Source organism: Streptomyces odontotermitis, assembly GCF_050510915.1.
Lineage (GTDB): Bacteria > Actinomycetota > Actinomycetes > Streptomycetales > Streptomycetaceae > Streptomyces.
In genome coordinates this window covers 88,200-112,690 of record NZ_JBNJLS010000016.1, presented here as the reverse complement: position 1 = coordinate 112,690, position 24,491 = coordinate 88,200, and the positions used below count along the sequence as shown (strand labels likewise).

Here is a 24,491-nt window from a genome sequence, read left to right as displayed (position 1 = left end):
CCGTCAGCCCTCCGGCAGCGTCAGCCGGAACAGCGCCCCGCCGCCCGGCGCCGCCTCCGCCGTGAGCTCCGCGCCGTGGGCGTGCGCGATCTGCCGGGCCATCGCGAGGCCGAGGCCCGAGCCGGGCAGGGCGCGGGCCTTCTCCGCCCGGTAGAAGCGGTCGAAGACGTACGGGAGGTCCTCCTCGGCGATGCCGGGGCCGTGGTCGCGGACCGTCAACTCGCGCTCGGTGAGCGTGACTTCGACGGGCGAGCCGGTCGGCGAGAACTTGGCGGCGTTGTCGATGAGGTTGGTCAGGAGCCGGGAGAGGCGGGCCGGTACGCCGGGCAGGGAGACCTCCGCCGCCCCGGGCGTGACGTGCAGCGCGAACGGGACGGCGGGCCAGTGGCCGCGGGCCGCGTCCACGACGTGGGTGACCAGGGGCGCGAGCCGCACCTCCTCCAGGAGCGGCTGCGGCTCCTGGTCGCGGGCCAGCTCGATCAGATCGTTGACGAGCCCGGTGACCTCGCGCAGCTGGCGGCCGAGCGCGCCGGAGGCCCGCTCGCGCTGGGCGGGGCTCAACCGCTCGGCGCGGGCCAGGAGTTCGGCGTTGGTGCGCAGCGCCGTGAGGGGCGTGCGCAGCTCGTGCGAGGCGTCGGCGACCAGCCGGCGCCGGGCCGCCACGGACTCCTCCAGCTCGCCGAGCATCGTGTTGAAGGTGGCGGCGAGGCGGGTCACCTCGTCCTCGCGCCCGCCCTGGCCCGGCGGCAGCTCGATGCGGTGGCGGGCGTCCCGGGTCGCCGCGATGCGCTCCGCCGTGGCGGTCAGCCGGGTGATGGGGGCGAGGCCGGTGCGCGAGACCCAGTAGCCGCTCACCGCCGCGAGCAGCACGCCCGCGCTGCCGACCGCGAGCAGCAGATAGGCGGTCTGGCGCACGCCGCGCTCGGCGATGTCGGCGCGCAGGGCGACCTGGAGGGCGGTGCCGTCGCCCTCCTTCATCGTGTACATCCGCACCGGCTTGCCGGCGAGGGTGATGTTCGTCCAGTAGGGCGCCAGTCGGCCCTCCGCGACCTGGCGGGTGGCCTGGCTCACCGGCAGCAGATAGGGCTGCGAGGGGTCCTTGGCGGGGTCGGCGGGGACCAGCTGCGAGCAGGCGGGGGAGCCCAGGAAGCGGCACTCGCCGGTGATGACGCCGAGCGTGCCCTCGGAGCGGTGCTGCTGGGAGATGAGCGTCGCCGACTGGGCGAGGTTCTGGTCGAGCTGCTGGTAGAGCTTGTAGCGGATCACGAAGAACGAGGCGATGCAGGCGCCGACGGCGACCAGGGCCACCGCCGCCGACGCGGCGATCGCCAGGCGGGTGCGCAGCGGGCGGCGGCGTCGCCAGCGGGCGCCGAGCCGGCGCCGCGTGCTCACGGGGAGCCCAGCCGGTAGCCGACGCCGTGCACCGTGTGCACGAGGCGTGCCTCGCCGCCGGCCTCCAGCTTGCGGCGCAGATAACCCACGTACACGGCGAGGGAGTTGGAGTCCGGGCCGAAGTCGCGGCCCCACACGGTCTCCTGGATCACCTCGCGCGGCAGGACCTGCCCGGCGTTGCGCAGGAGCAGTTCGAGGAGGGCGGACTCGGTGCGGCTGAACTCGACGGGGCGCCCGGCGCGGTGCCCGGTGCGGGTCGTCGGGTCGAGGACGAGATCGCCGTACGTGAGGGCGGGGCCGCCCGGGGCGGTGGGCTCGGGGGAGGTGCGGCGCAGCAGGGCGCGGACGCGGGCCACGAGTTCGTCGAGCGCGAAGGGCTTCACCAGGTAGTCGTCGGCGCCCGCGTCCAGTCCGTCGACGCGTTCGCTGACGGAGTCGAGGGCGGTGAGGACGAGGACGGGGGTGCGGTCGCCCGCGGCGCGCAGCTGGCGGCAGACGGCCAGGCCGTCCAGGACGGGCATCAGCACGTCCAGGACGAGCAGGTCGGGCTCCCAGCGGGCCACCGCGGTCAGGGCGCGCTGGCCGTCGCTCGCGCCCTTCACGGCGTGGCCCTCGATCGTCAGGGCGTCCTCCACCGCCGCACGGACCTCGGGGTCGTCGTCGACGACCAGGATCTTCGCGGCCGTCATCCGCGCCACCCCCGCCGGTGCACCCAGCTCATGAACCTCGTGAACCTCATGAACCAAAGGTGCCAAATGCGGCTCTTAAAACCCTCTTAGGGCGGGGCGTGAAGCTCCGGTGCCATGCGAACGCCAACACCTTCACGTCTGTCCGTCGTCATCGGCGCGGGTGGCACCGGTGGGCACATCTACCCGGGCCTCGCCCTCGCCGACGCGCTGCGCCGCGCCGTGCCCGGCGCCGTCGTCTCCTTCGTCGGGACCCAGCGCGGCCTGGAGACCCGGCTCATCCCGGACGCCGGCTACCGGCTGCACACCGTCGACATGATCCCCTTCGATCCCTCGCTCGGCGCCAAGCGCTTCCTGCTCCCGGCCGCCCTCCTGAAGTCCGGCGCGCAGGTCCGCTCCATCCTGCGCGAGCAGGGCGCCCAGGCCGCCGTCGGCATGGGCGGCTACCCGAGCGCCCCCGTGATCGTCGGCGCCCGGATGGCGGGCCTGCCGAGCATGATCCACGAGTCGAACGCGGTCCCGGGACGGGCCAACCGGTTCACCGCCCGGCTCACCCCGAACATCGCCGTCGCCTTCGACCGCAGCCGCGCGCACCTGCCGGGCGGCGACGGCGCCGTCACCACCGGCATGCCCATCGCCGACGCCCTGGCCCGCCTCGACCGCCCCGCGCTGCGCGCCGCCGCCCGCCGCGAGCTCGGCGTGCCCGAGGGGGCCCGGCTGATCCTCGTCAACGGCGGCAGCCTCGGCGCCGCCCGGCTCAACGAGGCATCCGTCGGCCTCGCCGAGCGCTGGCAGGCGCGCACCGACGTCCGGTTCCTCATCAAGACCGGACCCGCCGCCCTCGACCCGGTACGGCAGCAACTGGCGTACGGGGGCGGGGACTCCGTGGCCCGGGCCGTGCCCTACCTCGACCGCATGGACCTCGCCTACGCGGCCGCCGACCTCGTGGTGTGCCGCGCGGGCTCCGCCACCGTCGCCGAGCTGGCCGCGACCGGCGTGCCCGCCCTCCTCGTGCCCTATCCGCACGCCCCCGGCGACCACCAGACCCACAACGCCCGGGTCCTCACCGACGCGGGCGCGGGCCTGCTGCTGCCCGACGCCGAGACGACCGCCGAGCGCCTGGAGTCCCTGCTCGGCCCGCTGCTCGCCGACCCGGCGCGGCTGAAGGCCATGGACGGCGCCGCCGACCCCGGCCCGCACGCCCGCGCCGCCGACCTGCTCGCCGAGCGGGTCCTCCGACTCACCCACCACAGCGACCACGTGAACACCCTGGAGTACGCATGAACACCTCCGCCCAGCCCTTCACCTGGCACGACCGCACCGTCCTCGTCACCGGAGCGGAGGGCTTCATCGGCTCCACGCTCGTCGACCTCCTCCTGGAGCGCGGCGCCAAGGTCCGCGCCTTCGCGCACTACAAGCCGTACGCGGAGAAGGGCCACCTCGCGCACCTCTTCGACGACCCGCGGGTCGAGATGATCGCGGGCGACGTGCGGGACGCGGGCCGTGTGATGGACGCCGTCGCCGGGTGCGACACCGTCTTCCACCTCGCCGCGCTCATCGGCATCCCGTACTCGTACGACTCCCCGGGCGCCTACGTGCAGACGAACGTCGTCGGCACCGAGAACGTCGCCGAGGCGTGCCGCCGCCACGCGGTGCGGCGCATGGTCCACACGTCCACGAGCGAGGTGTACGGCACGGCGCTCACCGCCCCGATCAGCGAGAGCCACCCGCTGCAGCCGCAGTCCCCGTACTCCGCGTCGAAGATCGGCGCGGACATGATGGCGCTCTCGCACTGGCACGCCTTCGAGCTGCCCGTCACGGTCGTGCGGCCCTTCAACACGTACGGGCCGCGGCAGTCGGCGCGCGCGGTGATCCCCACGATCCTGGCCCAACTGCACGCCGGGGCACGGGAGATCAAGCTGGGCTCGCTCTCGCCGACCCGCGACTTCACCTATGTCACGGACACCGCGCGCGGCTTCCTCGCGATGGCCGAGGCCGAGCGGACCCTGGGCCAGGTGGTCAACCTCGGTGTGGGGCAGGAGATCTCGATCGGCGACCTGGCGCGCGAGCTGATCGCCGCGAGCGGCCGGGACGCGGAGGTCGTGGTGGACCCGGCGCGGCTTCGCCCTTCGGGCAGTGAGGTGGAGAGGCTGCTCTCCGACAACTCGCGGGCGCGGGAGCTTTCGGGCTGGGCGCCCGAGGTCTCCCTGCGGGAGGGGCTGAAGCTGACCTCGGCGTGGGTCGCCGAGAACCTCCACCTGTTCGCGGCCGACCGCTACCAGGTCTGAGCCTCTCCCGCCCAGGCCCCCTGCAGCCCGCCCAACAGCAGTGCCGTGAACCGGTGGGCCCACTCCACGTCCACCGGTTCCGCGCTGACCAGCGCCCGGTGCACCACCGCGCCCGCCGTCACGTCGAAGATGAGGTCCGCGGTGCGGCCCGCCGTCTCGGGGTCGGACTCCACGGGGAGTTCGCCGCGGGCCTGGGCGCGCTCGCGGCCCTCCAGGACCAGCCGCTTCTGCCGCTCCACGATGGACGTGCGGATCCGCTCGCGCAGCGGGCCGTCCGTCGTGGACTCGGCGACCACCGCCATCAGGGCCGTCTTGGTCTCGGGGCGCCCGAGCAGCGCCGCGAACTGGAGCACCACGCCCTCGATGTCGGCCGCGAGGCTGCCCCGGTCGGGGAGCTCCAGCTCGTCGAAGAGCTCCGCGACCGCGTCCACCACGAGTTCGCTCTTGCCCGCCCAGCGCCGGTACAGCGTGGTCTTGGCGACCTTGGCGCGGGTGGCCACGTCCCCGAGCGTCAGCTTCGTCCAGCCCAGCTCCACGAGGGCCTGCCGGGTCGCCTCCAGGATGGCGGCGTCCGTCGCGGCGTTGCGGGGGCGCCCGCCGCGGGGGGCGGGGGCGGGCGACGGGGGAGTGCGGCTTTGCATGGCCGCGACCATACCGGCCAGTACGGAGGAATCGGAGAAGGGAAGTCGGGCCGGATCAGTGAGGCAGATCACCCGAGGCGCCGTACCCGGGCGCCCATGATCCAGTTACGCTACGACCCGTAGCGAAAACACCTCGCGACAACCACACAGCCACATACCTCGGCGCCAGGTGGGGACCCGGCGCCAACCATCGGCCTCCTTGGGGCCTTACCGTCATGGGACCGGCACCGCTTGGGGGAGGATGTACTCATGCAGCCACGGAACATGTCCATGAGCGGAGTCGTCGACCTCGCCGCGGTGAAGGCGGCCCAGGAGGCCAAGGCGAAGGCGGAGCAGGCGCGCGCCGAAACGGCCCGGCAGGGCGGGGGCGGCGCCGTCACGCCCGCGAGCCTCGTCATCGACGTCGACGAGGCGGGTTTCGAGCGCGATGTCCTGCAGCTGTCCACCCAGGTGCCCGTCGTCATCGACTTCTGGGCCGAGTGGTGCGAGCCCTGCAAGCAGCTGAGCCCGATCCTGGAGCGGCTCGCGCACGAGTACAACGGCCGCTTCGTGCTCGCCAAGGTCGACGTCGACGCCAACCAGATGCTGATGCAGCAGTTCGGGATCCAGGGCATCCCGGCGGTCTTCGCGGTGGTGGCGGGGCAGGCGCTGCCGCTCTTCCAGGGCGCGGCCCCGCTCGAGCAGATCCAGCAGACCCTGGACCAGCTGATCCAGGTCGGTGAGCAGCGCTTCGGCCTCACCGGACTGACGGTCGACGCGGACGCCCAGGGCGAGGACCAGCAGCCCGCCGAGGAGCCCGCGGGCCCCTACGACGCGCTGCTCGAGGCCGCCGTGCAGGCCCTGGACGCGGGCGACCTGCCGGGTGCCGTGCAGGCGTACAAGAATGTGCTGGCCGACGACCCCGGCAACACGGAGGCCGAACTGGGCCTGGCCCAGGCCGAGCTGCTCCAGCGCGTGCAGGGACTGGACCCGCAGCAGGTGCGCAAGGACGCCGCCGAGAAGCCCGCCGACGTGGCGGCGCAGATCACCGCGGCCGACCTGGACCTGGTGGGCGGCCACGTCGAGGACGCCTTCGGGCGGCTCGTCGAGACGGTGCAGCGGACGGCGGGCGACGACCGCAACGCCGCGCGGGTGCGCCTGCTCGAACTCTTCGAAGTGGTCGGCCCGGACGACCCGCGGGTGATCACCGCGCGGCAGCGGCTCGCGCGGGCGCTCTTCTAGGGCTCGCGTCGAGGCCGGTGCCAGGGCCCGGGACCGGTGACGGCGGTACGTCTGTTCTGCGCCGTTCTCTAGTGTCTTTTCGGACCTGTTCGCTGACCAGTCACTAAACGCGGGTGCCTGTGATGCCCGCGTGAAAAGTCTGTCGACAAGCAGCCACAGTGGCCGCGCTTTACCAAATCTTGGTAAACGCGGCCGCTGTTACTTGGAGTAAGAGGACGGCAGTGATCTGTCCGCTTCTCAACCTCATTCTCCCCTTTCGCGACACCCCTTGCTGCCACCGTCTGTTGCGGGCCGATGCCGGGCGGTCGCGCTTCGGTTATCCAGCCGTTACTAGCGAGTAACGAACCCCCTTGTGCGGGCGCCGAGAATGCACCACGATCGCTGACGCTCGGTCCAATTGACCCGCAGCCCGACAGCCGGTCGGGGTGCGGGGATTCTGGGTCCCCACCGAGTGGGCCGGCGGCAGTGGCGCCGGCCGTGGACAGGGGGGTCTCTGCCGACCGGCAGGGCCTGTCCGGCAGGTTGTGCGTGATACGCGTCAGGCGCGACCAGTGGTTGTCGCTCGGGGGTGATCGCCGGTGATAAGGGCGCAGTTGCGCGCCTCCGACGCGGGCGCTCTCCTTCCCGAGGACGTAGCACTTCTCCCATCCCTGCCCGGCTGAGCCGCCCGAACGGGAGCAGCCAGGGCCGGAGATGTACGTCCGAGAAGGAGGAAAGTCATGGAGTCCGTGGCTCGTGGCGGAACCAGATGGAAGCGGTTCGCCGTAGTCATGGTGCCGAGCGTCGCGGCGACTGCCGCGATAGGCGTGGCCCTGTCACAGGGTGCGCTCGCGGCATCGTTCAGTGTGTCCGGTCAGCAGTTCAAGGTGACGGCTGACTCGCTCGACGGCAAGGGGTTCGTCCAGTACGGAGCCCTCGACAGCGGGAAGTCGGGCAACCACCCGGTTGCCGTCGTCGGCATGGAGACGGCGGAGATCACCAACCTCTGCCAGTCCGTGGTCGTTCCGGTCCCGGTCTTCGGCGATGTGTCGATGACCCTCAAGGCCGGTGGCAAGGGTGGCCCGAGGGTAGAGGCCAAGAAGCTCTACATCGACGCCGACGACCTGAAGGCCAACGCGACCTTCAACAAGGTCGACATCGGCGTCTCGGTCGACCAGACGACCAAGGGTCCGGGCCCGTCGAAGGGCGACAAGTACGCCCCCGACTCGTTCGCGCAGCAGGCCGAATCGGTTCACTTCGAGGACGTCAAGCAGCGTGCGTGGGCCACCACGGCCGGCACCTTCAAGCTCTCTGGCCTGGGTATGTCGGTCAAGAAGGGCAAGCACGAGTGCTACTGAGGCAGTTGATGTCTCAGGCGTGCTCGATGCGCTGAACGGCCGGGCGCGGGGGCCGCGACGGAACCTTGCGGAGCCGTCCCCGTGCCCGAATCCGACACACAGAACCAAACGCCATTCCCCGAGGAGCTGTACGACATGAGCGCCGAAGCGCAAGCGGGCCTTGGCATCAAGCTCGGCCGGATGCGCCGATCGTTCCGAGGGTGGCGCGGTCAGCGCCCGTTCTGGGGTGGTCTGCTGACCTTGCTCGGCGGCATCCCGATCATGTACTTCCCGTACGCGAACCTGACGCTCGGCACGATGACGATCCGGATGGCGACCACCGCCGGCGCCGGGTCCCTGATCATCGGCGTGCTCCTGGTCGTGCTCGGCCTGACCATGTGGTTCCAGCCGCACTCCCGGGTGTTCGCGGGTGTGGCGGCGATCCTGCTCGCCCTGGTCTCCCTCGTGGTCTCCAACTTCGGCGGCTTCGTCATGGGCTTCCTGCTCGCGCTGATCGGCGGCGCCCTCGGCGTCTCCTGGGCACCCGCTAAGGCAGCCGGCGAACCCGCGAAGGGACGGACCGACGGGGACACCGACGGCTCGGACGACTCGGCCGCGGAACCCGCGGCCGCGGGGGCCGTGAACGGGGCGGGTGGTGCGACCGACGATCTGTCAGGAACGAGCCCGACGAACGGGACGAACGGGAGGCACCGTGCCGGCTGACGAGGTGCACCACGAGGACTCCGTGGAGGAGTCCCGTGCGAGAACCGGGCCGCGGCACGCGGCTCCCAAGAAGCCGCTGATCACCCGGCTGCACATTCCCGCGGGCAAGGCGATAGCCATCGCCGCCATGCCCAGCGCAGTCCTCATGGGAATGGGCCTGACGCCGACGCTCGCCTCCGCGAAGCCCGGCGTGCCGAAGAACCCCTTCCAGGACGGCCCCTGCGTCACGGCTCCCGACAAGGACGCCGAGAAGGACGCCGAGGCCGACAAGAAGAAGGAAGAGGCCGCCAAGGACGCCAAGGACAAGGCGGCCGAGGAGGCCAAGAAGAAGGCCGACGACGCCAAGGACAAGGCCGAGCCCACCCCGGAGCCCTCCGCGGGCGACAAGGCGGGCAAGGACGAGGCCGAGGACGGCGACAAGGCGGAGCCCACCCCCTCGCCCTCGAAGTCCTCCGGCAAGGACGACGCCGCGGACGGCGACAAGGCCGAGCCCACCCCCACGCCCACCGAGACCAAGAACCCCTTGGACCCGCTGGGTGTCGGCGACGCCATCAAGGACTTCTTCACCCCGGACGACAAGAAGTCCGAGGACCCCGAGCCGACCCCCTCGGCCTCGGAGGAGTCCAAGAAGCCCGAGGACACGGCGAAGGACACGGCCGAGAAGGTCACCAAGCCGGTCGAAGACACCGTCGACAAGGTCAAGGACGGGGTCAAGGACGGGGTCAAGGACGGCGTCGAGGACACCACGGACAAGGCCAAGGAGACCGCGGACAAGGCCGAGGACGAGGTCGGCAAGGCCGCGGACAAGGCCAAGGACGAGGCCCCGGGCGCCGAGGCCAAGGACCCGATGGCGCCGGACGAGAACGGCAAGAAGCCGTTCCCGTGCGTCGTCGAGAAGAAGGTCGACGGCGACGACGAGAAGACGCCCGCCCCGATCCCGGACGCGTCCTGGGACCTGGAGGCCAGCTCCCTGCTCCTCAAGGGCGCCGACTACCAGGGCGTCGTGAACCTGACGACGGCCGGAGGCAAGAAGAAGCAGGCCCTCAAGTACGTCATCAGCAACGGCGTCGACATCGGCGATCTGCACCAGACCACCGAGGGCCCCGGCGGCAAGAAGTTCCACCTCTACGCCGCCAAGGGCTCCACGTCCACGATGCGGGGCGCGCCGACGACGATGCTGACGGAGTCGATCTCGGGCAAGCTCTTCGGGCTCATCCCGATCACCTTCGACCCCGAGCACCCGCCGCCCATCAACATCCCGCTGATCTACTTCACGGACGTGAAGGTCAAGCAGGCGGCGCAGTTCGACGGCAACCTCACGGTGCCCGGACTGCACCAGTCGCTCACCGACGGGGGAGCCGAGTAGGCCCCGACGGCGGGCACATCCCGTAACGCTTCCGGGAGCCGCGAAAGCACTGAGGGCGCCCCCTTCTCCAGGGGGCGCCCTCAGTGTCGTACGAGGTGTACGAGGCTCACGCGGCCGGGATCAGTCGCGCTCGCCGCCGCCCAGGTGGTGCACCCGGACCATGTTGGTGGTGCCGGGGACGCCGGGGGGCGAGCCGGCGGTGATGACCATGGTGTCGCCCTCGTGGTAGCGCTGGAGCTTGAGCAGCTCCGCGTCCACCAGCTCGACCATCGCGTCGGTGTTGTCGACATGCGGGACCACGAAGGACTCGACGCCCCAGCTCAGGGCGAGCTGGTTGCGGGTGCCCGCGTCGGTGGTGAAGGCCAGGATCGGCTGGGTCGCGCGGTAGCGGGACAGCCGGCGGGCCGTGTCACCGGACTTGGTGAAGGCGACCAGGGCCTGGCCGTCGAGGAAGTCGGCGATCTCGCAGGCGGCGCGGGCCACCGAACCACCCTGTGTGCGCGGCTTCTTGCCCGGCACCAGCGGCTGCAGACCCTTGGAGAGCAGCTCCTCCTCGGCCGCCTTGACGATCTTCGACATCGTCTTGACGGTCTCGATCGGGTAGGCGCCCACGGAGGACTCGGCCGACAGCATGACCGCGTCCGCGCCGTCCAGGATCGCGTTGGCGACGTCGGACGCCTCGGCGCGCGTGGGGCGGGAGTTGGTGATCATCGACTCCATCATCTGGGTCGCGACGATCACCGGCTTGGCGTTGCGGCGGCACATCTCCACGAGGCGCTTCTGCACCATCGGGACCTTCTCGAGCGGGTACTCGACGGCCAGGTCGCCACGGGCCACCATGATCGCGTCGAACGCCGCGACGACGTCCGCCATGTTGGCGACGGCCTGCGGCTTCTCCACCTTGGCGATGACGGGGACCCGGCGGCCCTCCTCGTCCATCACCTTGTGGACGTCCTTGACGTCGTTGGCGTCGCGCACGAAGGACAGGGCGACCATGTCGCAGCCCATCTTCAGGGCGAAGCGGAGGTCCTCGATGTCCTTCTCGGAGAGCGCGGGCACGTTCACGGCCGCGCCGGGCAGGTTGATGCCCTTGTGGTCCGAGATGACGCCGCCCTCGATGACGATCGTCCTGACCCGGGGGCCGTCGACCTCGGTGACCTTCAGCTCGACGTTGCCGTCGTTGATGAGGACCGGGTCGCCCTTCTGGACGTCGCCGGGCAGGCCCTTGTAGGTGGTGCCGCAGATCGACTTGTCGCCGGGCACGTCCTCGGTGGTGATGGTGAACTCGTCACCGCGCACCAGCTCGACGGGGCCCTCGGCGAAGGTCTCGAGGCGGATCTTGGGGCCCTGGAGGTCGGCGAGCACGCCCACGGCGCGGCCCGTCTTCTCGGCGGCCGCACGGACGCGGTCGTAGCGCCCCTGGTGCTCGGCGTGAGTGCCGTGGCTGAAGTTGAAGCGGGCCACGTTCATGCCGGCCTCGATCAGCGAGACGAGCTGCTCTTCGGAGTCGACGGCGGGGCCCAGCGTGCAGACGATTTTGGAACGGCGCATGGAGGCGATCCTATCGGTTTGTTTCGCTACGGAATATTCCGTCTGGTGGAATCTACAAATGGGCGGACGGGCGCTCAGGCGTGGGGAGTTCGGACCAGGGCGTAGGTCTGCGTGGCGATCTCCAGCTCCTCGTCGGTGGGCACCACGGCCACGGCGACCCGCGCGTACTCCGGCGAGACGAGGCGGGGTTCGTCGGAACGTACGGAATTGAGCTCACCGTCGACCGCGAGGCCCAGCTCCTCCAGGCCCGCGACGGCGGCCTCGCGCACCGGCGCCGCGTTCTCGCCCACACCCGCCGTGAAGGCGATGGCGTCCACCCGGCCGAGCACCGCGGAGTAGGCGCCGATGTACTTCTTCAGGCGGTGGATGTAGATGTCGAAGGCGAGCTGTGCCTCCTGGTCGCCCTCGTCCACGCGGCGGCGGATCTCCCGCATGTCGTTGTCGCCGCAGAGGCCGATCAGGCCGCTCTTCTTGTTGAGCAGGCTGTCGATCTCGTCGGCCGACATGCCGCCGACACGCATCAGGTGGAAGATCACCGCCGGGTCCAGGTCGCCCGAGCGGGTGCCCATGACGAGACCCTCCAGCGGCGTGAGCCCCATCGAGGTGTCCACGCAGACACCTCCCCGCACCGCCGACGCCGAGGCGCCGTTGCCCAGGTGCAGCACGATCACGTTGACCTCTTCCGCGGGCTTGCCGAGCAGCTCGGCGGTCTTGCGGGAGACGTACGCGTGCGAGGTGCCGTGGAAGCCGTAGCGGCGGATGCGGTGCTCGTCGGCCGTCTTCACGTCGATCGCGTAGCGGGCCGCGGACTCCGGCATCGTCGTGTGGAACGCGGTGTCGAAGACGGCCACCTGCGGCAGGTCGGGGCGCAGCGCCTGGGCGGTGCGGATGCCGGTCAGGTTGGCCGGGTTGTGCAGCGGGGCGACCGGGATGAGGCGCTCGATCTCCGCGAGCACCTCGTCGTCGATGACGGTCGGCTGGGTGAAGGTCTGGCCGCCGTGCACCACGCGGTGGCCGATCGCGGCCAGCTCGGGGGAGTCCAGGCCGAGCTTGTCCTTGCTGAGCTCGGCGGCGACGGCCTTCAGGGCGGCGTCGTGGTCGGCGATCGGCCCGAACTCCTCACGCAGCTCGCCGCCGCCGGTGAGCGGCTCGTGCTTGAGGCGGGAGTTCTCCTCACCGATGCGCTCGACCAGGCCCACGGCGAGACGGGCGCCGTCGCTCATGTCGAGCAGCTGGTACTTCAGCGACGAGGAGCCGGAGTTGAGAACGAGAACGCGCGAAGCAGAAGGTGCCGAGCGCAGCTCGTCAGGCAGGGCGGTGGCGGGAGACGGGTGGGCAGTCACTGCTGGGCAGCCTTTTCGGTGGGGGTCTGGGACTGGATGGCCGTGATGGCCACCGTATTGACGATGTCCTGGACGAGGGCGCCGCGGGACAGGTCGTTGACCGGCTTGCGCAGGCCCTGCAGCACCGGACCGACGGCGATCGCGCCGGCCGAGCGCTGCACGGCCTTGTAAGTGTTGTTGCCGGTGTTGAGGTCCGGGAAAATCAGCACGCTGGCCTGGCCCGCGACCTCCGAGTCCGGCAGCTTGGTGGCCGCGACGGACGGCTCCACGGCGGCGTCGTACTGGATCGGGCCCTCGATCTTCAGGTCCGGGCGGGAGGCGCGCACCTTCTCGGTGGCCTCGCGCACCTTGTCCACGTCGGCGCCCGAACCCGACGTGCCCGTCGAGTAGGAGAGCATCGCGATGCGCGGCTCCACGCCGAACTGCCCGGCCGTCGCGGCCGACTGGACGGCGATGTCCGAGAGCTGCTCCGCGTTCGGGTCCGGGTTGACCGCGCAGTCGCCGTAGACGAGGACCTTGTCGGCCAGGCACATGAAGAAGACGGACGACACGATCGAGGCGTCCGGCTTGGTCTTGATGATCTCGAAGGCGGGCCGGATGGTCGCGGCCGTCGAGTGGACGGAGCCCGAGACCATGCCGTCGGCCAGGCCCTCCTGGACCATCAGGGTGCCGAAGTAGTTCACGTCCGCGACCACGTCGTACGCGAGCTCCACGGTCACGCCCTTGTGGGCGCGCAGCTGTGCGTACTTGGTGGCGAAACGGTCCCGCAGGGGGGAGGTCTGCGGGTCGATCAGCTGGCTCTCGGCCAGGTCGATGCCGAGGTCCGCGGCCTTCTTGCGGATGGTCTCCTCGGGGCCGAGCAGCGTCAGGTCGCAGACGCCGCGGCGCAGCAGCACGTCGGCGGCGCGCAGCACGCGCTCCTCGGTGCCCTCCGGCAGGACGACGCGGCGCCGGTCGGCGCGGGCCTGCTCCAGGAGCTTGTGCTCGAACATCATCGGCGTGAGGCGGTCGGTGCTGGGCGCCGAGACGCGGCCCATGAGGCCGGCGGTGTCCACGTACCGCTCGAAGAGGCCGAGCGCGGTCTCCGCCTTGCGCGGCGTCGCGGCGTTCAACTTCCCTTCCAGGGCGAAGAGTTCGGCCGCGGTGGGGAAGCTGTTGCCGGACACCGATATCACCGGGGTGCCGGGCGCGAGGCGGGCGGCGAGGGTGAGGATCTCCTGGCTCGGCCGCTCGTTCAGAGTGAGCAGGACGCCCGCGATGGGCGGGGTGCCGGCGCTGTGCGCGGCGAGCGAGCCCACGACGAGGTCGGCACGGTCGCCGGGGGTGACCACGAGACACCCCGGCGTCAGGGCATTGAGGAAGTTGGGCAGCATGGCGCCGCCGAAGACGAAGTCCAGGGCGTCGCGGGCGAGCCCCGCCTCGTCGCCGAGCAGGACCTCGCCGCCGAGGGCGTGGGTGATCTGGGAGACCGTCGGGGCGGCGAGCGCGGGCTCGTCCGGCAGCACGTAGCAGGGCACCGGGAGCCGGGCCGCGAGCCGCTCGTGGATGTCGTCCCGGTCCTCGGGCGCCACCCGGTTGGTGACCATCGCGAGGACGTCGCAGCCCAGGCTCTCGTACGCCCGGTAGGCGTTGCGGGTCTCGGCGCGCACCGACTCGGCGGGCTGGTCCTTGCCGCCCACGACCGGGAGCACGGCGGCGCCGAACTCATTGGCGAGGCGGGCGTTGAGGGCCAGCTCGTCGGGGAGCTGGGTGTCGGCGAAGTCGGTGCCGAGGACGAGGACCACCTCGTACTCCCTGGCCACCTGGTGGAACCGGTCGACGAGCCGCGAGACCAGCTCGTCGGTGCCCTGCTCGGCCTGGAGCGCGGAAGCCTCGTGGTAGTCCATGCCGTACACCGACGCCGCGTCCTGGGCGAGCCGGTAGCGGGCGCGCAGCAGGTCGAAGAGGCGGTCGGGGCCGTCGTGGACCAGCGGCCGGAAGACGCCGACCCGGTCTACCTGACGGGTCAGGAGCTCCATGACTCCCAGCTCGATGACCTGGCGGCCGTCGCCCCGGTCGATCCCGGTCACGTACACGCTGCGCGTCACGCGTGCTCTCCCCTTTCACAGCCCGTCGGGCTGGCTCGTCTCTCTGCTCGTCTCTCCGACCCGGTTCTCCGACCCGGTTCTCAGGCCCGGCTCTCCGGCCGGTTCTCCGACCCGTCTCTCTGGCCCGGCTCTCTGGCCCGGCTCTCCGTGGCGGAGTGCGGCGGAGTGACCAGGTCGGGACCCGTTCGGGACCTGTTCGGGGCCTGTTCGGGACTACCCAAAACACCCGATTTCGTGAGCTGTGTCCTCTTGACAATACCTCTGGTGGTGGCTAGGTCGCCCGCCGGACGAAGGCCCGTCCTGCCGGGACGACAAGGCCCGCCCCAGTGGGACTAAAGGCCCCTGCCCCAGGATCGGTGGGAGTAGCCGCGGGCGGCGCCCCCTCCCGCGCCGTGGAACAATCGGACCGGCTCACAAGTACCAATAGCGAGCAGGAGACACAGCGCGATGCGTATCGGAATTCTCACCGCAGGCGGCGACTGCCCCGGCCTCAACGCAGTGATCCGGTCGGTCGTGCACCGAGCCGTCACGCACTACGGGGACGAGGTCATAGGCTTCGAGGACGGCTACGCGGGCCTTCTCGACGGCCGCTACCGCCACCTCGACCTGAACGCCGTCAGCGGCATCCTCGCCCGTGGCGGAACGATTCTCGGCTCCTCCCGCCTGGAGCGCGCCCGCTTCCGGGCGGCCTGCGACAACGCCAAGGACCTGGTCGAGAAGAGCGGCTTCGACGCGCTCATCCCGATCGGCGGCGAGGGCACGCTCACCGCGGCGAAGATGCTCTCGGAGGCCGGGATCCCGGTCGTCGGCGTCCCCAAGACGATCGACAACGACATCTCGGCGACGGACCGCACCTTCGGCTTCGACACGGCGGTCGGGGTCGCCACCGAGGCGATGGACCGCCTGAAGACCACGGCCGAGTCCCACCAGCGCGTGATGGTCGTCGAGGTCATGGGCCGGCACGCCGGCTGGATCGCCCTGGAGTCGGGGATGGCGGGTGGAGCACATGGAATTTGTCTTCCCGAGCGCCCCTTCGACCCCGCCGACCTGGTCAAGATGGTCGAGGAGCGCTTCGCCCGCGGCAAGAAGTTCGCGGTGATCTGCGTGGCCGAGGGCGCCCACCCGCAGGACGGCACCATGGACTACGGCAAGGGCGCCATCGACCAGTTCGGCCACGAGCGCTTCCAGGGCATCGGCACGGCCCTCGCATACGAACTGGAGTCCCGCCTCGGCAAGGAGGCCAAGCCGGTCATCCTCGGCCACGTCCAGCGCGGCGGCACCCCCACGGCGTACGACCGCGTCCTCGCCAACCGCTTCGGCTGGCACGCGGTGGAGGCGGCGCACCGGGGTGACTTCGGACAGATGACGGCGCTCCGGGGGACGGACATCGTGATGGCGCCGTTGGCCAGTGCGGTGACCGAGCTGAAGACGGTGCCGAAGGATCGGATGGATGAGGCGGAGTCGGTTTTCTAGGGCTTCTTGAGCTGCCGGGCTTCTGGAGCTGGTGGTCCATTCGTTCGGGCCCTTGGTCCCCGCAGTCGGGGCCAAGGGCCCGACTTTTCCTGAGCTGGTGGCAGTCAGGAGCCAGCGGGCTAGAGGAACGAGACCGTCGGCGATGGGGACCTCCGTGACGGTCAGTTCAGAGCCTCCTGTGACAAGCTTTAGTGGCGTGACAGGGCGTTGTCGCAGAAGACGCAAAAGAAGTATGAATCTCGAACGGTGTTCCATTCGTTGCAGGTGTCGCAGTGCCGAAAAACTATCGGGTGGGTGTATTCGGAGCCATGCTGGATTGCGGCACTGCCCAGGGCTCGGGCAACCGCTGCCCATGACTCCGGATCAGGGCAGTATCCAGTTGATTGATTGCTGGCGTATGAGACCACCCATGCGTCTCGTGTAACAGAATAAGAGAAGGCGATCTCCCCTGCTGCGAGTACTGGGAAGCCACCCGCGCAGGCCACATGCTCCGAACGTCGCGGAGCAAGGGAAAGGCCCCCGTTTCGGTCGATGGTGAAGGTAAAGGGCTCGCCTCGTTCATCGCAATCGCGGGAAGCGAGAAACTTTTCCAAGTCGCCCGAGTCCGCGATCCTGGTGCCGACCCCACTAGAGGCGTTTTCTCTTATCTCAGCAGGGCCCACATATGTGTACTCCTTCATGTGGCTGGCTGCTCTGGTGAGGGGGTCGCTGCTATGTCGATCAGCGGCTCTGGGACGCCAGGCCCCCACGTCTGCCATCCCATTCGGAAGTAGTGATCCGTGAGGGCCGTGCCGCTTTCCGACATCCGTTCTGTGGCGAAGTCTTTCAGGTTCTCCAGGAAATCACCGACTTCTTCGCTGTCGTCCGACGAATTTTCGGTATGCCAACATCCGATCCAGCCCTGTCCCGCGCCGCGTCGGCCCGTTCTCAGGCATACCCACACGCGACTCATTCCTTGAGTGGTCGTCCTGAAAATGTCGGCGATCAGAAGGGGTGATTGGTGGATAACCATTCCTTGCATACCCCTCACTCCCTCAGTGCAAATTCGATGAGGATATTTGGATCCATCTCTCCATTGTTGATGCGCCGGACCACTTCTGCCGTCCTGTGGTGCCCGCCGGTTATGTGAATCCTGGAACCGGGGAAGTTCGGCGAGTCGCCCGGTGCCCAATCGCGGTACCCGCTGATGGGGTCGTTGCCCTGCGGGCCGCCGAATCTGGTCAGATCTTCGTTGGCAAGGTTCCGAACACCTCCATGGCCTGCTACTTCGCCACCATACATCTGGGCTTCCGTCAAAGGATGGCTGGCTATTCTGTTGTTGACCAGCTCACCGGCCCGCACGTAGAACCTGTCGTAACGCTCGTGAATGGGGAGGCTGCCCAGGGGATCGTTGGGGTAAGGCGACAGACCGAGTGGGTCGGACTGCAGCTGGGGATTCCGCACGTAGGTGCTGGGGTTGGGGGCCGGGCTGAGGCCGAGGGGGTCTGGGGTGAGGTACCGGGCCGTTTCCGGGTCATAGTGGCGGAAGCGGTTGTAGTGGAGCCCTGTTTCGGGGTCGTAGTACTGACCGGGGAAGCGGAGCGGGGTGTAGGCGCTCGCGCTGGAGTTCCATGTGGTGATGCCCCAGAGGGTTTTGCGCGTGCGCCAGGCTATGTGCCCGGTTTCATCGACGAGTTCTGTCGGGGCACCGACGACATCAGTGACGATGGCGAAGAAGCGGGAGTCGATCTCGTCTTGAGGGGTTTCGCGCCCCGCGATGCGTTCAGTCTGGCTGATCGGGTGCAGACCGTCGTGTTCCCAGGTGAGGGTCACGCTGTGGGGCAGCGAGTCTGAGTGGGTCGTCTGCTCGCAAAGGGTCTCGCCGTCCCAGGTGAAGTCGGTCTGTTCGAGCACCGTCCGGCCGTCTTCGGACAGGCGTTGTTTGGCGGTGCGGCGGCCGAGGGGGTCATAGGTGTAGCGCCAGCGGGTGCCGTCCGGGGTGACGACGGAGGTGAGACGGTCCTCGATGTCCCAGGTGTAGCGCCAGGTCTCCGGTTTGCGGGACAGGCGGGTCCTCTGCCGCAGGACGGTGCGGCCCAGCGCGTCGTGCTCGTAGCGGGTGCGGCCGGCCCTGGTGATGCTGGTGCCGTGGTAGGTGCGGGTGCCGGTCGACTCACATCCGGTGTGCTCGGCGGGCCAGGACGCGGCTGTCTGGTTGCCCGCCTCGTCGTAGGCGTAGCGTTCGGCCCAGCCGTGTGCGTCGACGGCGGTGACGCGGCCCACCGGGTCGAAGGCGTAGCGGTGGTTGCCGGACAGTTGGTCGTCGATGCTGGTGAGGCCGCCTTGCCCGTCGTAGGCGTACGTCCGGTGTTGGATCTGCCGATTGTCGGTGGATCTGGTCACTGACTGGGTGGTCAGGTGCCCGAGTTCGTCAAAGTCATGAGTGAGCGTCACGGAATCGCCGAAGCCTCGGGAGACTTCGCGCCCCGAGCGGTCGTGTTTGAAGCGCACCGCGCGGCCAGATGCCGTCAGTTCCTTCGTGTTGCCCGCTGCGTCGTACGTCCATGTTGTGGTCGCGCCGCTGGGCGTGGTGCGCTGGAGCCGACGGCCCAACTGGTCGTACGCATACGTCATACGGTGGCCGTCGACAGTCTCGGACGTCACCCTGCCGTTGAGGTCCCGCAGCAGTGTGAGGGCGGACTCCGGACTGGTGGCCGCCACCAGCTGGCTGTTGGGGTCGTAGGCGAAGGTGGTGACCCGGCCATCCGCGATCTTACGGATCGTGCGGCCGAGTTCATCGTGCTGGTAACTGGTTGTGTGTCCAAGGGCGTTGGTGCGGGAAGTGAGGCGGCTCGCCGCATCATGGGTGTAGGTGAGGGTGCGCCCGTCGAAGTCCGTCTCCGCGATCAGGCGACCCGCCGCGTCATACTCATAGGACCACGTCAGGCCCTGCGGGTTGGTGACACCGACGAGGCGCAGGCTGGCGTCGTGGGTGAACTCATAGCGGGCACCGTTCGGTTCGATGCGGGCGGACGGCATGTCGAAGTGGGTGTACTCGAATTGAGTGACGGCGCCTGTCGGCGCGGTGTGGTGGGTGCAGTTGCCCTCGCCGTCATACGACCACAGTTCCCGGGTGCCATCCGCAGCCGTGCGACTGGTGAGCCGGCCCTCTGTCGACCAGGTAAGGCGCGTGGTGTGGCCGAATGCGTCGGTGTGGGCCGTGACGCGGCCGAAGGCGTCACGCTCCCAGAGCGTGGTGGCGCCTAGCGGGTCGGTGACCTCAATGGCGAGGCCCGCCGCGTCGCACCGCACCGCCCTGGTGTGCCCCAACGTGTCGGTGAGCGTGGAGAGCCCTCCCGCGTCGTCATACGTGAAGCGGGTCGTGGCCCCACCCGGGTCGATGACCGCCGTGCAGTTGCCCTGGGCGTCGTACTCCCGGTGCCACGTGGCACCGTTCGGCAGCTCGACGGCGGTGGGAGCGCCCAGACCGTCGTAGGTGAAGCGCAGCGTTGAACCGTCCGGCCTGGTCACCTGTGTGGGCTGGCCGAGTGCGTCGTTCGTGAAGTGCGTGGTGTGCCCGAGGTGGTCGGATCGGGACACGACGTGGTGATTGCTGTCGTACGAGGTACGCAGCACGCCGCCCAGCGCGTCGACTTCCGCGACGACCTGGCAGGAGTCGTTGATGACGAAGCGAGTGACGGTGCCTTCAGCGGTGGTGAGGGTGGTCACTCGGTGGCCGGGCCAGGTGGGGTCGGTGCCGTCGTAGTCGAGGGTGAGGCTGATGTGCCCGGCCTCGCCGCCTTCGGCGACGCACCGGTCCTGCTCGTCGTAGGTGTAGTCGTAGCGGCTGTGGTTGCTGTCGGTCCAAGAGGTGACGCGCAGCCGCTCGTCGTACGTGAACTCCAGTGGCAAACCGGAGGAGTTGAAGACCTGGACGAGGTTCCCGCCGGTGTAGCCGTACTCCTTGATTGTGACGTCCGAGCCGTCCTCGGCACCGCCTGCCAGGCAAAGCCGGGTGACCCGGTCGTTCTCGACCGTGAGCTTGAGGTGGTAGCCGCCGGAATGGCGGATCGCGAGCGGGGTGCCATCGCTGTCGTGGTCGAAGTCGATGGCGTTGCCGTTGCGGTCAGCTACGCGCTCCAGCAGCGCCAGCCCTTCAGTGTCGGGACGGCCGAAGTGACGGCTCTGTCCGGCGATCGGGTCGTCGATGCGGTAGCCGCCGTTGTCCAGGCGGAAGAGAGGCCAGCGGGGGCCGACCTCCGGCAGCACCGCCGACTCGGGCCCTTCGAAGCCTTCTGGGTGGGGGTAGGCCAGCAGTAGACCGTCCTCGGTGACGAATATGACGCCCTCGTTGTCGACTTCGAGGCGTTGATCGACGGTGGATGACCAGGTGGGGCCGAACCACCAGCCGGTGCGGTAGTCGGAGGCGACGCGGCGACTGAAGGTGAGCGGAAGGGTGCCAGGCAGAGTGATGTCCGTTTGGGGCAGGAACATCTGGCCTGTGGCCAGGTCGACCGGGTCGGTCAGCTTCTTCCAGACTGCCTTGGCGCTGCGCGCGAAGGCGTCCTTGCCGCGGCCTAGCATCGCGCGGGCGCCTTTCAGCCCCTTCAGACCACCCTTAAGGCCCTTCATGCCCTTGGCGAGGCCACGGAGGCTGGTGAGTCCCTTCATGCCGGGTATGCAGTCCAGGGCGGCGAAGCCGACGTCCCATAGGGATGCTTGGCCGTTGGCGTATTTGTTGAGGGTGTCGGCGAGGACGACGAGGGCGGCGACGAGCACGATCGCGCCGAGGATGGGGCCGCCGATGATCATCGCGACGATGCCGAGGACGGCGACGACGACCTTGCAGACGGCGACGATGGTGTCCCAGTTGTCGGAGACCCAGTCGCCGACTTCCTCCCACCACTTGCGGTTGTGGATGCCGGCGTCGGAGGCTTCGTCGATCTTCTTCTTCGCCGTGCCCGCGGCGTCCTCGCGCATCTTGCGGGCGTCTTCCGCCATCTTCTTAGCGGCGTCCAGGGCACTCTGCGCGTTGGTGACGTCGGACTTGGCGTCGGACTGGGCCTTCTCGGCGGCATGCGCGTTGCGGGTGGCGGCCTTGACCTTGTCCTCGTCCGGCTTGGGGACGTCCTTGCCGCCGGAGCCCCCGCCGTCCTTGTCCTTGTACTTGTCGGCTTCCTTGCCCGCGCGGTCCACCCAGGAGTCCGCCGAGGACAGTTTCGACTTGGCTGAGGTCAAGTCGCCTTGGGCCTCGCGGCCCTTGGCCAGGGCCTTGTCGGCGAGAGCCTGGGCGCGTTCCAGCTTGGGCCAGTAGTCGGCGAGGGCGTCGCCCGCCATCTCGTAGCTCTTCTTGAGCTTTTTGAGTTTGCCCGGGGCGTCCTCGAACTCGGCCGTGAACGATTCGGCCGTCTTGCCCGCCCAGGACAGGATCGCGTCCTCGCCCGCCATGCCCTTGATGTCGCGGAGCACATCGGACACGTCGTCGGCGAAGTCATGCAGGTTCTTGGCGAGTTGGCGAACTCGCTGTGGGTCGCCTGGAGTTGGGTCCTTGTCCAGGTCGAGTATGTGCCAGTCGGCCGGGCGGTACGACATTGCGAGACTCCCCCGTGGTGTGCGGTCGCTCTGCGGCCTTTACCGGTTGACTGCCTGGACTTCCTGGACCACGACGTTCTGGTCCGCGCCGAACTCGCCGTCTGGAAGGTTCTTTTGGCCGTCGACGCCTGTTCCCGTCCAGTGGATCTTCCACGTGACCGTTGCTTTCAGCGGGAATGTGCCGTCGCCGGATGAGCGGAGGTAGCGGACGCCGCAGGGTGGGGTCTTGTTGGACTTGCCCTTTGTGTAGGGCTCGCCGATCTGGTCTGTCTTTGTGTTGAGGGGGCAGACGCCCGAGGTGGGGTAGGTTTCTGCGTCCTTTGTGCCTGGGTCGATCTTGAGGGAGACCGGTTCGGCTGTTGTAGTCGCCTGGATGTTCAGGACGGGGACGGAGGCCGTTACCGAGACCGGTTTGAATTCCGCCTTGTTCAGCCAGGCCCAGGTGGGGAGGTTGACCTTGGTCGTGTTGCCCTTGGGGGCGAGGGTCACCTTTGTGCCGGGGACGCGGATTTCGGCGTAGGCGAGCTTGGCGAGAATCTCGGGGGTGACTGCCTCGGGGGTGTCGGCGGGGGGTGAGTCGCCCTTGTCGACCCAGAAGGTTTCCTTGGTGCACTTGTCCCAGCCGGGCCGGATGGTGGACGTGTCCCAGCTCGCGTCCCACCAGTAGCCCTTGTCGGCCTTGTCCAAGTTGAAGTTCTTGTACGGCTTGCCGTTGACGTAGCGATCGCGCTGCGCCGCGTCCCATTGGTAGCCGGTGGACTCGGCTGACCAGACCTTCTCGCGTTCCTTCTTGAACTGTCCGGCGGTGTATCTGGGGGCGTACCAGCACGGGGGTGGGGACCAGTTGGTTGCCGGGGTGATGGCGCCGACGTTGGTGCCGGAGCCGTTCTTGGAGCGGTCGTAGACGATGCCGCCGGCCTCGGCCGAGAGGCTGCCGCCGCCCCCCTTCTTGTCGGGGCCCTTGGCGTCGCCGTTGGTGCTCCCATGGTGTCCGTATCCCGCCCATGCCGGACCGGACAGGAACAGCGAGCAGCTGACGGCCACGGCGCCGACCATGACGAATGGCTTGCGTCCTACGACTGGCATGCGGCACTTCCCCGGTTTGACGTGGTCTGCTCGGTGATCCAAACGCCTTGCTGGTTCACGCGCAGTCGGCTGCTGTAGAGCACGAGGTCCTGCTTGGACGGCGATGTCACATCGGTCTTGCCGGTCTTGATGCTCTTGTTGTAAGCCTTGCCCTGGTCTTCGCAGTAGACGAGCCCCGCGGTCTTTTGGTTCTTGACCTCGACGTGGGCGTTGTAGAAGCGCTTGGTGCCGGTGATCCGATCCTTGTAGTCGACGAACTCCTGGATGAACTTCTGACTTCCTGCGGCCGCTTCACCCTCTGAGTAGAAGCGGTACGCCTCGTGGAGCGGCTTCTGCCTGGTAATGGCCATGTCGACGGCTTTGATGTACTGCTCGGTGTCGGACAGGACGGCATCCTTGCCCTTGTCGCCGGTTTTCGCCCATTCGAACTTGTAGTGGAGGTCGGAGGGCGTCTTGATCGACGGGCGATCTGCCACCTGTGTATCCGGCGTGCTCGGTGAAGGAGTCTTCTCTTCCTTCCCCGCTCCAGCGATCTTGTCGTCGTCCTTCGGCTTGTCGTCGCTGCCGCAAGAAGTCAGCAGCAGGGCCGCGGACGCGATGAGTGCGGCCGTCGTGAGGCGGAGAGGGCGGTTCACTGTCGGCTCCTGGCGGTGGGGTTAGCGTGAGCGAAGCCACGCTATCCGCGAGGGGTTGACGGCACCAGGGAGAAATTTGTTGTGGAGCGGGGTGATTGGGGCAAGCCTGTGGGGAGTTGGTGATTCCGTTAGCGGGGGATCAGTGGCCAGAAATGGTCCAGGATCGCGTCCAGGAATTCCTGGCCTGCCTTGTCTGATGTGTCCCGTTCCGTGGATGACTGCGTGCCCCAGCTCAGGGTGCTGGCCGTGCGTGACTGGTACGTCTCGTGGAGGCGGCGCAGGGCGCGTTCCAGGTTGCGTTTCGGGACCGGGAGGAGTTTCGCGAGTGGGCGTACGTAGCCCTGCCAGCGGGAGGTGACCGCTGAGCGGAGGAGCGCGGCCAGGTCCTCTTCGCGGCCCGTCACCGTCATGAAGTCCTTGAGGGAGAGCGACAGCGCCTCCGCCAGGGCTGCCGACTGGCGGTCGTTGCCCTGCCAGGTGTCCGTCTCCTCCATGCGCAGGTACGCGTGGAGTTCCACGCCCGTTGTGCGTGCCACGTCCTCCGGAGCCAGGCCCCTTGCCAGGCGGTGTTCGCGGAGCGTCGTCGCCGCGCCCATCAGTTCGCTGGGGGAGCACCAGAGTGTGGCTGCCAGTGCGGTGAGTTCCGCGGACGTCGGTGCGGACAGGCCGCGTTCCCATGACGTGATCGTGTCGGCCGTGATGTGGGTGAGGCCGTAGCTCGCGCGCATTCCGTACGCGACGTGGCCCGGGGCCATCCCTAGTGCCTCGCGCAGGCGGCGTGCCGCGGGGAAGTTGAAGGGTGGCGTGGGCTGGCTCGGTTGCACGGGCACAAGCTAGGGCCCCGTGAGGGGTGTGACTACGGTGCGTTCGTACGAGGTCGCGGATCGTAGGAAGCTACGGGGGTTCGTCCGTTCCTACGTGGTGTGGGGGCGTATGGAAGGCGTGCGGGTCACGAAGGCCCGCCATGCCGCCGTCGTGAAGGAGATGTGGGTGGCCTCGGGGCGGGTGGAGTCGCGGAGGGTCAGGCCGTGGGGGGTTGCCTGGGCCTCCAGGCACTCGCCGTCCTGCATGCTGTAGCTGCTCTTGAACCACTCGGGCGAACGCGACGGCAT

The 24,491-nt window shown here is 69.0% G+C and carries 18 protein-coding genes; 7 read left to right on the top strand and 11 right to left on the bottom strand.

Annotated features, from left to right (window positions below):
• Positions 1-3 precede the first annotated feature (3 nt).
• Positions 4-1,392, bottom strand: coding sequence for a sensor histidine kinase (locus ACQB60_RS32895; RefSeq protein ID WP_496929769.1), 1,389 nt, complete (start codon positions 1,390-1,392; stop codon positions 4-6).
• Complete coding sequence (locus tag ACQB60_RS32890) at positions 1,389-2,081, bottom strand: response regulator transcription factor (RefSeq protein ID WP_496929768.1); 693 nt, start codon at positions 2,079-2,081, stop codon at positions 1,389-1,391. The genes ACQB60_RS32895 and ACQB60_RS32890 overlap by 4 nt, the downstream gene beginning before the upstream one ends.
• A 114-nt stretch (positions 2,082-2,195) precedes the next feature.
• Here ACQB60_RS32890 and ACQB60_RS32885 point away from each other — a divergent pair, with 114 nt between their 5' ends.
• Both ACQB60_RS32885 and ACQB60_RS32880 read left to right on the top strand, forming a co-directional pair.
• Entirely contained in the window at positions 2,196-3,362 is a 1,167-nt protein-coding gene (locus ACQB60_RS32885; RefSeq protein WP_496929767.1) for a UDP-N-acetylglucosamine--N-acetylmuramyl-(pentapeptide) pyrophosphoryl-undecaprenol N-acetylglucosamine transferase, read from the top strand.
• On the top strand, positions 3,359-4,366 hold the full coding sequence (locus tag ACQB60_RS32880; RefSeq protein ID WP_496929766.1) for an SDR family NAD(P)-dependent oxidoreductase: 1,008 nt from the start codon (positions 3,359-3,361) through the stop codon (positions 4,364-4,366). Before ACQB60_RS32885 ends, ACQB60_RS32880 begins: the two co-directional genes overlap by 4 nt.
• Here the strand turns inward: ACQB60_RS32880 and ACQB60_RS32875 are convergent.
• Positions 4,354-5,007, bottom strand: a complete 654-nt coding sequence (locus ACQB60_RS32875) for a TetR/AcrR family transcriptional regulator (protein WP_496929765.1) — start codon at positions 5,005-5,007, stop codon at positions 4,354-4,356. The genes ACQB60_RS32880 and ACQB60_RS32875 overlap by 13 nt on opposite strands.
• A 249-nt stretch (positions 5,008-5,256) precedes the next feature.
• Here ACQB60_RS32875 and ACQB60_RS32870 point away from each other — a divergent pair, with 249 nt between their 5' ends.
• The 4 genes from ACQB60_RS32870 to ACQB60_RS32855 all read left to right on the top strand — a co-directional run bounded on the left by ACQB60_RS32870 (position 5,257) and on the right by ACQB60_RS32855 (position 9,633).
• A complete protein-coding gene (locus ACQB60_RS32870; RefSeq protein WP_496929764.1) occupies positions 5,257-6,228 on the top strand; it encodes a tetratricopeptide repeat protein in 972 nt (323 codons plus the stop codon).
• Between the two features lie 719 nt (positions 6,229-6,947).
• Positions 6,948-7,565 carry a DUF6230 family protein gene (locus ACQB60_RS32865; RefSeq protein WP_496929763.1) on the top strand — a complete coding sequence of 206 codons (618 nt, stop codon included), beginning with the start codon at positions 6,948-6,950 and terminating at the stop codon, positions 7,563-7,565.
• Positions 7,566-7,700: 135 nt separating this feature from the next.
• Entirely contained in the window at positions 7,701-8,267 is a 567-nt protein-coding gene (locus ACQB60_RS32860) for a DUF6114 domain-containing protein (protein WP_496929762.1), read from the top strand.
• On the top strand, positions 8,257-9,633 hold the full coding sequence (locus tag ACQB60_RS32855; protein WP_496929761.1) for a hypothetical protein: 1,377 nt from the start codon (positions 8,257-8,259) through the stop codon (positions 9,631-9,633). Before ACQB60_RS32860 ends, ACQB60_RS32855 begins: the two co-directional genes overlap by 11 nt.
• Before the next feature lie 120 nt (positions 9,634-9,753).
• Here ACQB60_RS32855 and pyk read toward each other — a convergent pair whose 3' ends face one another.
• The 3 genes from pyk to pta all read right to left on the bottom strand — a co-directional run bounded on the left by pyk (position 9,754) and on the right by pta (position 14,614).
• Positions 9,754-11,184, bottom strand: coding sequence for a pyruvate kinase (pyk, locus tag ACQB60_RS32850; protein ID WP_384844922.1), 1,431 nt, complete (start codon positions 11,182-11,184; stop codon positions 9,754-9,756).
• Between the two features lie 74 nt (positions 11,185-11,258).
• Positions 11,259-12,527, bottom strand: a complete 1,269-nt coding sequence (locus tag ACQB60_RS32845) for an acetate kinase (protein ID WP_496929760.1) — start codon at positions 12,525-12,527, stop codon at positions 11,259-11,261.
• The gene (gene pta, locus ACQB60_RS32840; protein WP_496929759.1) at positions 12,524-14,614 is read right to left on the bottom strand and encodes a phosphate acetyltransferase; all 2,091 of its coding nucleotides are present in this window, start codon (positions 14,612-14,614) and stop codon (positions 12,524-12,526) included. The genes ACQB60_RS32845 and pta overlap by 4 nt, the downstream gene beginning before the upstream one ends.
• A gap of 447 nt (positions 14,615-15,061) precedes the next feature.
• On the opposite strand from pta, the gene ACQB60_RS32835 reads away from it, so the two are divergent.
• On the top strand, positions 15,062-16,087 hold the full coding sequence (locus tag ACQB60_RS32835) for a 6-phosphofructokinase (RefSeq protein ID WP_496929758.1): 1,026 nt from the start codon (positions 15,062-15,064) through the stop codon (positions 16,085-16,087).
• A gap of 1,026 nt (positions 16,088-17,113) precedes the next feature.
• Here ACQB60_RS32835 and ACQB60_RS32830 read toward each other — a convergent pair.
• From ACQB60_RS32830 to ACQB60_RS32810, 5 genes are all read right to left on the bottom strand, one after another.
• Positions 17,114-21,658, bottom strand: a complete 4,545-nt coding sequence (locus tag ACQB60_RS32830) for a DUF6531 domain-containing protein (protein WP_496929757.1) — start codon at positions 21,656-21,658, stop codon at positions 17,114-17,116.
• Between the two features lie 39 nt (positions 21,659-21,697).
• Positions 21,698-22,744, bottom strand: a complete 1,047-nt coding sequence (locus ACQB60_RS32825) for a hypothetical protein (protein WP_496929756.1) — start codon at positions 22,742-22,744, stop codon at positions 21,698-21,700.
• Positions 22,732-23,379 (bottom strand): hypothetical protein, encoded by a 648-nt coding sequence (locus tag ACQB60_RS32820; protein ID WP_496929755.1) that lies wholly within the window; start codon positions 23,377-23,379, stop codon positions 22,732-22,734. Before ACQB60_RS32820 ends, ACQB60_RS32825 begins: the two co-directional genes overlap by 13 nt.
• 128 nt (positions 23,380-23,507) lie before the next feature.
• On the bottom strand, positions 23,508-24,134 hold the full coding sequence (locus ACQB60_RS32815; RefSeq protein WP_496929843.1) for an XRE family transcriptional regulator: 627 nt from the start codon (positions 24,132-24,134) through the stop codon (positions 23,508-23,510).
• 159 nt (positions 24,135-24,293) lie between these two features.
• On the bottom strand, positions 24,294-24,491 hold the full coding sequence (locus tag ACQB60_RS32810) for a DUF397 domain-containing protein (protein WP_496929754.1): 198 nt from the start codon (positions 24,489-24,491) through the stop codon (positions 24,294-24,296).

Excerpts from the sequence above, each read along its gene's own strand:
- ACQB60_RS32830 (WP_496929757.1), bottom strand. The coding sequence starts at position 21,658 with ATGTCGTACCGCCCGGCCGACTGGCACATACTCGACCTGGACAAGGAC.
- ACQB60_RS32880 (WP_496929766.1), top strand. The coding sequence starts at position 3,359 with ATGAACACCTCCGCCCAGCCCTTCACCTGGCACGACCGCACCGTCCTC.
- ACQB60_RS32815 (WP_496929843.1), bottom strand. The coding sequence starts at position 24,134 with ATGGCCCCGGGCCACGTCGCGTACGGAATGCGCGCGAGCTACGGCCTC.
- ACQB60_RS32810 (WP_496929754.1), bottom strand. The coding sequence starts at position 24,491 with ATGCCGTCGCGTTCGCCCGAGTGGTTCAAGAGCAGCTACAGCATGCAG.
- ACQB60_RS32885 (WP_496929767.1), top strand. The coding sequence starts at position 2,196 with ATGCGAACGCCAACACCTTCACGTCTGTCCGTCGTCATCGGCGCGGGT.
- ACQB60_RS32825 (WP_496929756.1), bottom strand. The coding sequence starts at position 22,744 with ATGCCAGTCGTAGGACGCAAGCCATTCGTCATGGTCGGCGCCGTGGCC.
- ACQB60_RS32870 (WP_496929764.1), top strand. The coding sequence starts at position 5,257 with ATGCAGCCACGGAACATGTCCATGAGCGGAGTCGTCGACCTCGCCGCG.
- ACQB60_RS32860 (WP_496929762.1), top strand. The coding sequence starts at position 7,701 with ATGAGCGCCGAAGCGCAAGCGGGCCTTGGCATCAAGCTCGGCCGGATG.
- ACQB60_RS32890 (WP_496929768.1), bottom strand. The coding sequence starts at position 2,081 with ATGACGGCCGCGAAGATCCTGGTCGTCGACGACGACCCCGAGGTCCGT.
- ACQB60_RS32865 (WP_496929763.1), top strand. The coding sequence starts at position 6,948 with ATGGAGTCCGTGGCTCGTGGCGGAACCAGATGGAAGCGGTTCGCCGTA.
- ACQB60_RS32875 (WP_496929765.1), bottom strand. The coding sequence starts at position 5,007 with ATGCAAAGCCGCACTCCCCCGTCGCCCGCCCCCGCCCCCCGCGGCGGG.
- ACQB60_RS32835 (WP_496929758.1), top strand. The coding sequence starts at position 15,062 with ATGCGTATCGGAATTCTCACCGCAGGCGGCGACTGCCCCGGCCTCAAC.
- pyk (WP_384844922.1), bottom strand. The coding sequence starts at position 11,184 with ATGCGCCGTTCCAAAATCGTCTGCACGCTGGGCCCCGCCGTCGACTCC.